This is a genomic window from Pseudorhodoplanes sp. (genome assembly GCF_046289595.1).
Taxonomy (GTDB): domain Bacteria; phylum Pseudomonadota; class Alphaproteobacteria; order Rhizobiales; family Xanthobacteraceae; genus Pseudorhodoplanes.
The window spans coordinates 1-8793 of the sequence record NZ_JBKBVB010000158.1; the positions used below are offsets into that span (position 1 = coordinate 1).

The 8793-nt window shown below is 66.5% G+C and carries 7 protein-coding genes; all 7 read left to right on the forward strand.

The features are described 5' to 3' along the window. Window positions 1-65 precede the first annotated feature (65 nt). Window positions 66-1817, forward strand: a complete 1752-nt coding sequence (locus ACK41X_RS21520) for a peptidoglycan D,D-transpeptidase FtsI family protein (protein ID WP_409727704.1) — start codon at window positions 66-68, stop codon at window positions 1815-1817. A 64-nt stretch (window positions 1818-1881) separates the two neighbouring features. Continuing rightward, a complete protein-coding gene (locus tag ACK41X_RS21525) occupies window positions 1882-3336 on the forward strand; it encodes a UDP-N-acetylmuramoyl-L-alanyl-D-glutamate--2,6-diaminopimelate ligase (protein WP_409727707.1) in 1455 nt (484 codons plus the stop codon). Next, window positions 3333-4772: a UDP-N-acetylmuramoylalanyl-D-glutamyl-2,6-diaminopimelate--D-alanyl-D-alanine ligase gene (locus tag ACK41X_RS21530; RefSeq protein WP_409727710.1), complete on the forward strand. Its 1440-nt coding sequence runs from the start codon at window positions 3333-3335 to the stop codon at window positions 4770-4772. The genes ACK41X_RS21525 and ACK41X_RS21530 overlap by 4 nt, the downstream gene beginning before the upstream one ends. Window positions 4773-4779: 7 nt before the next feature. Continuing rightward, window positions 4780-5868 carry a phospho-N-acetylmuramoyl-pentapeptide-transferase gene (mraY, locus tag ACK41X_RS21535; RefSeq protein WP_409727713.1) on the forward strand — a complete coding sequence of 363 codons (1089 nt, stop codon included), beginning with the start codon at window positions 4780-4782 and terminating at the stop codon, window positions 5866-5868. Next, entirely contained in the window at window positions 5865-7244 is a 1380-nt protein-coding gene (murD, locus tag ACK41X_RS21540) for a UDP-N-acetylmuramoyl-L-alanine--D-glutamate ligase (protein ID WP_409727716.1), read from the forward strand. Before mraY ends, murD begins: the two co-directional genes overlap by 4 nt. Before the next feature lie 36 nt (window positions 7245-7280). Further along, window positions 7281-8429 carry a putative lipid II flippase FtsW gene (gene ftsW / locus ACK41X_RS21545; RefSeq protein ID WP_409727719.1) on the forward strand — a complete coding sequence of 383 codons (1149 nt, stop codon included), beginning with the start codon at window positions 7281-7283 and terminating at the stop codon, window positions 8427-8429. A 73-nt stretch (window positions 8430-8502) separates the two neighbouring features. Further along, window positions 8503-8793 (forward strand): glycosyltransferase (locus ACK41X_RS21550; protein ID WP_409727722.1); only part of this gene is annotated, 291 nt, incomplete at its 3' end.

The following is an 8793-nucleotide window of genomic DNA, read 5'->3' on the forward strand; positions in this document are numbered from 1 at the left end:
ATCGCGGCGCTGATCGGCGCGGACGACGCCGCGACGACCGGTTCGGTCGGCGCCGGGAGCGGGCGATGATCCAGAGCGAACAGGCCGCGCCGCGCAAGCCCCGGCTGATCGAGCGGCTGCTCTACGGGCAGGGCATCGACCGCGACGCCAAGAGCCGCGCCCGCATCGGCGTCATCATTCTGGGCTTTGCCTGCGTCTATGCCGTGATCGCCGGCCGCATGGTCTATCTCGGCGCGGCCGCGGACGGCCAGCAGGTGCGCCGCGCCTCGGGCGATATCGTCGCCACCGCGCGGCCCGACATTCTCGACCGCAACGGCGAAGTGCTGGCGACCGATGTGCGCATGCCATCTTTGTTCGGCGAGCCGCGCCGCATCATCGATGTCGACGAGGCGGTGGAACTGCTCACCGCCACCATGCCGGACATGAATGCGGGCGAATTGCGCGAGCGCCTGTCGTCGCGCAAGGGCTTCGTCTGGCTCAGGCGCGAGATCACCAAGGCGCAGCGCGAGCAGATCCACCGGCTCGGCATTCCCGGCATCGGCTTTCGGTCCGAGAACAAGCGAGTCTATCCGAACGGCGCGTCGGTCTCGCATCTGATCGGGCATGTGAATATCGACAATCAAGGCATCGCCGGAATCGAGAAATGGCTCGATCGCAACGGCCTCGCCGACCTGCATTCGCTCGGCTTCGCCAATGACCGCCTGCAGAAGCCGGTGGAGCTTGCCCTCGATCTTCGCGTGCAGCACGCCATGCGCGCTGAACTGCTTGCGGCGCGGGCGAAATTCAAGGCGAAAGCCGCGGCGGGTCTGGTCACCGATGTCAATACCGGCGAGATCGTCGCCATGGTGTCGGTGCCCGATTACGATCCGAACGATCCGCGCGAGGCGCTGGACAAGGACCGCATCAACCGGCTCACCACCGGCGTGTTCGAGATGGGCTCGACCTTCAAGGCGCTGACGGTGGCGATGGCGCTCGATTCCGGCAAATACACGCTTGGCTCCGCGCTCGATGCCCGCCAGCCGCTGCGCTACGGCCGCTTCACCATCAACGATTTCCACGCCCAGCGCCGCGTGCTGTCGCTGCCGGAAGTCTTCACCTATTCGTCGAATATCGGAACCGCACGGATGGCGCTCGGGCTCGGCGTCGAGCATCACAAGCAATTCCTGAAGAAGCTCGGCCAGCTCGACCGGCTGCGCACCGAAATTCCCGAAAGCGCCGAGCCGCTGGTGCCGCGGCGCTGGGGCGAACTGAACACGGTGACCATCGCCTTCGGCCACGGCCTGTCGGTCGCGCCGCTGCAGGCGGTGATGGGCATCAATGCGCTGATGAATGGCGGCAAGCTTATTCCGCCGACCTTCCTGAAGCGCAGTGAGGAGGAGGCGGCCAAGCTCGCGCGCCAGGTGGTGAAGCCCGAGACCTCGCTCCGCATGCGCTATCTGATGCGGCTCAATGCCGAGAAGGGATCGGCGAGCCGCGCCGAGGTGAAGGGTTTCTATGTCGGGGGCAAGACCGGAACCTCGGAGAAGGTGATCAACGGGCGCTATTCCAAGTCGAAGCTTCTGACCAGCTTCACCGCGGTGCTGCCCGCCGACCAGCCGAAATATCTGGTCCTGATCATGCTCGACGAGCCGCAACCGCTGGCCGAGACCAAGGGCTATGCCACCTCCGGCTGGAACGCCGCGCCGACCGCGGGCAAGGTGATTGCCCGGATCGCGCCGTTGCTGGGGATCGAGCCGCGCTTCGACCTGCCGCCGGCCGACCAGCTGATTCTTGGCGTAACCGCTTCGGCCAGAGCGACAAAAACCGGCGCGCGGTAAAAACAACCGCGCCGCGCGAAATAAGGCGCTTGCCCCGCCGCACGGGGCATGAAACATCGCGGCAATGAAGCTTTCCGACATCCTCGACGGCATCGCCGCGACCGACCCCGCCACCGGTACCACCGACATCGGCGGCGTCACCGCCGACAGCCGCGCGGTCAAGCCGGGCGACCTGTTCGTTGCCATCGCCGGCGCCCGCGACGACGGCCTGCGCTTTGCCGCCGATGCGGCAAGAGCGGGCGCGGCCGCGATCCTGTCCGAGCGCCCGGCCGAAGGGCTCGGCATTCCGGCGATCGTCGTGCCGAATGCGCGGCGGGCGCTGGCGCTGGCCGCGGCGAAACTCCATCCGCGCCAGCCCGGCACCATCACGGCCGTCACCGGCACCAGCGGCAAGACCTCGGTCGCGGCCTTTACCCGGCAGATTTTCAAGGCGGCCGGCTATGCGGCGGCCAGCATCGGCACCATCGGCGTGGTGTCGCCGAAGGGCGAGACCTACGGCTCGCTGACCACGCCCGACCCGGTGGCGCTGCATCGCATGCTCGACGACCTCGCCGGCGAAGGCGTCACGCATCTGGCGATGGAGGCCTCCTCGCACGGCCTCGACCAGCACCGGCTCGACGGCGTGCGCGTTGCCGCCGGCGGCTTCACCAATCTCAGCCGCGACCACCTCGATTACCATCCCGATCTGGAAGCCTATCTGCGCGCCAAGCTGCGGCTGTTCGAGGAGCTGATCGTGCCGGATGGCGCTGCAGTGATCTCGGCCGATCACGAGGTTTCGGCGCGGGTGATCGATGCCGCATCGAAGCGGGGATTGCGTGTGTTCACGGTCGGCCGCGACGGCGACGATATCCGCATCGAGAAGAGCCGCATCGACGGTTACGCGCAGAAGCTGACGCTGCAATATGAGAAGCGCCGCTATGAACTGCATCTGCCGCTGGTCGGCGAATTCCAGATCGAGAATGCGCTGGTGGCGGCCGGACTTGCGCTTGTGACCGGCACCGCGCCGGAAACCGTCTTCGCGGCGCTTGAGGATCTGGAAGGCGCCAGGGGCCGGCTGGAATTCGCCGGACAATCCGGCGGCGCGCCGGTCTTCATCGATTACGCGCACAAGCCCGACGCATTGGCCAAGACGCTGGAGGCGCTGCGGCCCTATGCGAAAAACCGGCTCGTCGTGGTGTTCGGCTGCGGCGGCAATCGCGATGCGGGCAAACGGCCGATCATGGGCGCGATCGCCGCCGAGAAGGCCGACCGCGTCATCGTGACGGACGACAACCCGCGCGGCGAGGATCCTTCGGCGATCCGCGCCGACATCCTGAAAGCCGCGCCGGGCGCAACTGAAATTGCCGACCGCGGCGAGGCGATCCGGTCCGCCATTGCCGACCTCAAAAGCGGTGACGTACTGGTGATTGCCGGCAAGGGCCACGAAAGTGGCCAGATCGTCGGCGACCGGGTATTGCCGTTCAGCGACCATGATGCGGTCGCGACGGCCTTGCGGGGCATGGGGAGCCGGAGGGGATGAGCGCGAAGGGCTTGTGGACCGTGGAGGCGATGGCCGCGGCCATGCAGGCGCGCGGCGAGGGGCCGCTGCCGCGAACGGCCGACGGCATTTCCATCGACAGCCGCACCCTCGAGGCGGGCGATGCCTTCTTTGCCATCACCGGCGGCAATCGCGACGGCCACGATTTCGTCGAGGCCGCGTTAAAGGCGGGAGCAGGCCTTGCCGTGGTCTCCAAGGCAAAGCGCGCCACGCTCCCCGCCGGGGCGCCGCTGCTTGTCGTTGACGATGTGCTGGAAGCGCTGCGCAATCTCGCCCGCGCCGCGCGGGCGCGCCTCGCCGGCAAGGCGATCGCGGTCACCGGCTCGGTCGGCAAAACCTCGACCAAGGAAGCGCTGCGACTCGTCTTTTCGCGCCAGGGCAAGACCCACGCATCCGCCGCCTCCTACAACAATCATTGGGGCGTGCCGCTGTCGCTGTCGCGCTGCCCTGCGGACGCGGACTTTGCCGTGTTCGAACTCGGCATGAATCACGCGGGCGAGATCGGCCCGCTGTCGCGCCTGGTGCGGCCCGACATCGCCATCGTCACCGCCATCGCCCCGGTCCATATCGAGTTTTTCGAATCGATCGACGGCATCGCCGACGCCAAGGCGGAAATCTTCGAAGGGCTGGTCGAGGACGGCATCGCCATCCTCAACCGCGACAATGCCCAGTTCAACCGGCTGTGCGACCGCGCGCTCGATGCGCGGGTCTCCCGCGTCGTGTCGTTCGGCGAGGAAGCCGGCGCCGATGCACAGCTCGTCAAATGCATGCTGCAGTCCGAGACCTCCACGGTGCAGGCACGCATTATCGGCGACGACGTCACCTACAAGCTTGGCGCACCGGGCAAGCATCTCGTGATGAATTCGCTCGCTGTGCTGGCGGCAGCGAAGCTCGCGGGCGCCGACCTTGCGCTCGCGGCCTTGGCGCTGACCGATCTTCAGCCGGCGAGCGGCCGCGGCACCCGCATCACGCTGGAGACCGCGGGTGAACCGGCGCTGCTGATCGACGAAAGCTACAATGCCAATCCGGTGTCCATGGCCGCGGCCATTGCGCTCCTTGGACAGGCGCAAACCGGTCCGCGCGGCCGGCGCATCGCCGTTCTCGGCGACATGCTGGAATTGGGCGCCCAATCGGCCGAACTGCATCGCGGCCTTGCGGAGCCGATCGCCGATCATGGCATCGATCTGGTGTTCTGTTCCGGTCCGGAAATGCGAAATCTGTGGGAGGCGCTTCCCCCCGGCCGCCGGGGCGGATATGCAAGTTCTTCCGAGGCGCTCGAACCGCAGATCCTCGGTGCGGTGTCGGGGGGCGATGCCATTATGATCAAGGGCTCGTTTGGCTCGAAAATGACGCCGATCGTCAAGGCGCTGCAGCGGAAATTCGCGCCGCGGACCGCCATGGACGCAGCGCAAGGTTGACCGCCGCATGCTGACCTGGCTTGCCGATTTTTCAGACCAGTTCCCGGCCCTGAACATTTTCCGCTACATCACCTTCCGCACCGGCGGCGCGCTGATGACGGCGGCGTTGTTCATGTTCATCGCCGGCTCCCCGATCATCGACTGGCTGCGCGCCGCGCAGGGCCGGGGCCAGCCGATCCGCGAGGACGGCCCGCAGTCTCACCTCAAGAGCAAGATCGGCACCCCCACCATGGGCGGGCTGATGATCATCTTCGCGGTGACCGCTTCCACCATCCTGTGGGCCAATGTCTACAATCCGTATGTCTGGATCGTGCTCGGCGTCACCGTGGCCTTCGGCATGATCGGTTTCTATGACGATTACCTGAAGGTGACCAAGCAGCAGGCCTATACCGCGTTCTCCGGCAAGCTGCGGCTGACCGCGGAAGCCATCGTTGCGGTGCTGGCCTGTCTTGCCATCGCCCAGCTCGGCCGTCCGGCCTTTGCAACGTCGCTTGCCTTTCCCTTCTTCAAGGATCTGATCGTCGATCTCGGATGGTTCTTCATCGTATTCGGCGCCTTCATCATCGTCGGCGCCGGCAATGCGGTGAACCTCACCGACGGTCTCGATGGTCTCGCCATCGTGCCGGTCATCATCGCGGCGCTCAGCTTTGGCCTCATCTCCTATCTCGCCGGCAACGCGCTGTTCGCCGATTACCTGCAGATCCACTATGTCGCCGGCACCGGCGAACTTGCGGTGTTATGCGGCGCGGTGATCGGGGCGGGGATCGGCTTTCTCTGGTACAATGCGCCGCCTGCCTCGATCTTCATGGGCGATACCGGCTCGCTGGCGCTTGGCGGCCTCATCGGCACGATTGCCGTCGCGACCAAGCACGAGATCGCGCTGGCCATCATCGGCGGGCTGTTCGTGCTGGAGGCGGTGTCGGTGATCGTGCAGGTCATCTCCTTCCGGCTATTCGGCAAGCGCGTGTTCCGCATGGCGCCGATCCATCATCATTACGAGCAGAAGGGCTGGACCGAACCGCAGATCGTGATCCGGTTCTGGATCATCTCGATCATGCTGGCGCTGATCGGGCTGTCGACGCTGAAACTGCGATGATCCCGGTCACCAGCTTCGCCGGAAAGACCGTCGCGGTGTTCGGCCTCGGCGGATCGGGGCTTGCGACCTGCCACGCGCTGATCGCGGGCGGCGCCCATGTTATCGCCTTCGACGATGACGCGCACAAAGTCGCGCAGGCAGCCGAGGCGAAGGTCGGCACGGCGGACTTGCGCGGTATCGACTGGACGACGGTCGCCGCGCTGATCCTCACCCCCGGCGTACCGCTGACCCATCCGAAGCCGCATTGGTCGGCGCAGCTTGCGCACCACAACGGCGTCGAGATCATCGGCGATGTCGAATTATTCTGCCGCGAGCGGCGCAAGCACGCCCCCGATGCACCCTTCGTGGCTATCACCGGCACCAACGGCAAGTCCACCACCACGGCGCTGATCGCGCATCTGCTTCGCCACGCGGGCCGCGACGTGCAGATGGGCGGCAATATCGGCGTGCCGGTGCTCAACCTCGCACCGCTTTCGCCGGAACGTCACTACGTGATTGAATGCTCGTCCTACCAGATCGATCTCGCGCCGTCGATCGATCCGACCGTCGGCATCATGCTCAATGTGACGCCCGATCACATCGACCGGCACGGCACTATCGAGAATTACGCGGCGGTGAAGAGCCGGATCCTCGGCCGCGCCAAGATTCGCATCGTCGGCGTCGACGACGATTACGGGCGCGGCATGGCGAAGAATCTGATGGCAATGCGGCGCACGATCGTGCCGATTTCGATCAAGGAGATCGTGCCGCACGGTTATGTCGGCGGCGAGCACAACATCTACCGCACCGGCGGCAGCGAGGCCGAGGACATCGCAGACCTCACCGGCATTGGCTCGCTGCGCGGGCGGCACAACATGCAGAATGCGGTGGCCGCCGTCGCCGCATGTTCGGCGCTCGGGGTCGATGACAAGACGCTGCAGGAGGGCTTGCGCAGCTTCCCCGGTCTTGCGCATCGCATGGAGCAGATCGGGACCAACGGCGCGGTGCTGTTCGTCAACGATTCCAAGGCGACCAACGCGGATTCCGCGGCCAAGGCGCTGGCCTCGTTCGACAACATCTACTGGATCGCAGGCGGACTGCCGAAGGAAGGCGGCATTGCGGGGCTGGCCGAATTCTTTCCGCGCATCGCCAAGGCCTATCTGGTCGGACAGGCCGCAGAGGATTTTGCCGGAACGCTTGAGGGCAGGGTGCCGGTTGCCCGGTGCGGCACGCTGGAGGTTGCGGTGGACCATGCCGCGCGCGATGCACTCGCCGCCGGCAAGCCCGCCGTGGTGCTTCTCTCGCCGGCCTGTGCCTCGTTCGACCAGTTCCCGAATTTCGAGGTGCGCGGCGACCGCTTCCGCGATCTGGTGAAGACCTTCATTAATCAAACCTAAACCCCGGCAGGCGAATTTGAGCCTCCGGGGGCGTCCATGATTTCGCGCACGCAGCTTTCGCCTTTCGCGGCCTGGTGGTGGACCATGGACCGCCTGACGCTCGCGGCGCTGGGCGCGCTGATGCTGGCCGGCATCATTCTGCTGCTCGCCGCCAGCACGCCGGTCGCCGCCAAGCTCGGGCTCGATCCGTTTCATTTCGTCAACCGGCAGATTTTCTACCTGATCCCGGCCATCGCCATCCTGCTCGGCACCTCGCTGCTGTCGCCGCCGCAGATCCGCAGGCTGGCGCTGATCGTGTTTGCGATCGGCGTCGTCCTGCTCGCGGCGACGCTGGTCTTCGGCACCGAGATCAAGGGCGCGCGGCGCTGGATCGTGCTCGCCGGCGTCAACATCCAGCCCTCGGAATTCGTCAAGCCCTCGTTCGTGGTGCTGATCGCCTGGCTGTTCTCGGAGTCTGCGCGCAAGCCGGACATGCCCGCCAACACCCTGGCGCTTGTGCTGCTCGGCCTCGTGGTGACGCTCCTGATGCTGCAGCCCGATGTCGGCCAGACCATGCTGATTGCGATGGTGTGGTGCGCGCTGTTCTTCATGGCCGGGATGCGGCTGATCTGGGTCGCGGGGATCGGCGCCACCGCGCTCGGCGGCCTCGGCCTTGCCTATCTGACGGTGCCGCATGTGGCGCGCCGCATGAAGCGGTTCCTCGATCCGTCGTCGGGCGACACTTTCCAGGTCGACAATGCGGTGGAATCCTTCGTGCGCGGCGGCTGGCTCGGGCAGGGCCCGGGCGAGGGTACGGTCAAGCGCATCCTTCCCGACAGCCATGCCGACTTCATCTTCGCGGTCGCGGCCGAGGAATTCGGCATCGTGCTGTGCCTGATCGTGCTGGCGCTGTTCGCCTTCATCGTGATCCGGGTGCTGTCGCGGGCGATGGCGGCGCAGGATGCGTTCGCGCGCTATGCGGCGTCCGGCCTCGCGATCCTGTTCGGCACCCAGTCGGCGATCAACATGGCGGTGAACCTGCACCTGATCCCGGCCAAGGGCATGACGCTGCCGTTCATTTCCTATGGCGGCTCGTCGCTGCTCTCGCTCGCCTATGGCATGGGCATGGTGCTGGCCCTGACCCGCGAGCGCCCGCGCGCCGAACGCCTTGGCCGCGGCGGAATGGTGCGGGCCGCTTCGGCCTGAGGCCCGGCTGCGGGCGCGGGAAATCGTCCGGGCTGCGCTTCTATCCGCACCGATCGCCGTCTAAAGTTCCGCCATGACCCTCCCGGCTCCGTCCCCCGCATCGCCCCTTGTCATGGTCGCCGCCGGCGGCACCGGCGGACACCTGTTTCCCGCCGAGGCGCTGAGCGCGGCGCTGGCCCGGCGCGGCATCCCAACCGTGCTCGCCACCGACAGCCGCGCGGCGAAATACAACGAGCATTTCACCGCCATGCATGTGGTGCCGAGCGACACGCTGCGCGGCCGCGATCCGGTCTCGGTGATCCGCACCGCCGTGACGCTCGCCTTCGGCCTCGGCAAGGCGGCGATGGTGATGCGCAAGGTGAAG

Excerpts from the sequence above, each read along its gene's own strand:
- ACK41X_RS21520 (WP_409727704.1), top strand. The coding sequence starts at position 66 with ATGATCCAGAGCGAACAGGCCGCGCCGCGCAAGCCCCGGCTGATCGAG.
- ACK41X_RS21525 (WP_409727707.1), top strand. The coding sequence starts at position 1,882 with ATGAAGCTTTCCGACATCCTCGACGGCATCGCCGCGACCGACCCCGCC.
- ACK41X_RS21530 (WP_409727710.1), top strand. The coding sequence starts at position 3,333 with ATGAGCGCGAAGGGCTTGTGGACCGTGGAGGCGATGGCCGCGGCCATG.
- mraY (WP_409727713.1), top strand. The coding sequence starts at position 4,780 with ATGCTGACCTGGCTTGCCGATTTTTCAGACCAGTTCCCGGCCCTGAAC.
- murD (WP_409727716.1), top strand. The coding sequence starts at position 5,865 with ATGATCCCGGTCACCAGCTTCGCCGGAAAGACCGTCGCGGTGTTCGGC.
- ftsW (WP_409727719.1), top strand. The coding sequence starts at position 7,281 with ATGATTTCGCGCACGCAGCTTTCGCCTTTCGCGGCCTGGTGGTGGACC.